This is a genomic window from Stenotrophomonas maltophilia group sp. RNC7 (assembly GCF_030910085.1).
GTDB lineage: Bacteria > Pseudomonadota > Gammaproteobacteria > Xanthomonadales > Xanthomonadaceae > Stenotrophomonas > Stenotrophomonas sepilia.
Map to the genome: position 1 here is coordinate 1 of NZ_JAVFVN010000087.1, position 344 is coordinate 344.

1 protein-coding gene is annotated in these 344 nt (G+C 55.8%); it reads left to right on the top strand.

Annotated elements, in window-relative coordinates; genetic code table 11:
- The coding region (locus tag RCF13_RS00850; protein WP_308140726.1) for a recombinase RecT at positions 1 to 344 on the top strand (344 nt) is incomplete at both ends.

The window sequence follows — 344 nt, forward strand, 5'->3', positions numbered from 1 at the left end:
CAGATGCTCGACACCTCGGGCAACTGGGCGAAAATGCCAGTCGTGATGATAACCAAATGCGCCGAAGCTCAGGCTTTACGTGCAGGCTGGCCAGATCAATTCAGCGGCATCTATGTCGAGGAAGAACTGGACCGCGCCAAGACGCTCGACTTAACAGCGTCCGAAATTGTCGCACATAACGAGCAGGAAGAACGCGCAAAGCGCATCGGCGCTCACAACGCAATAACCGTCACTTGGGGCGATGGCTGGCAGCTGGAGAATGTTCCAGTGGGTGAATTTGCAGATCGTGCTGCTGACTTCATCCGGTCTTCCAAGCCCGAAGACGTTCAACGCTGGCAGGATGC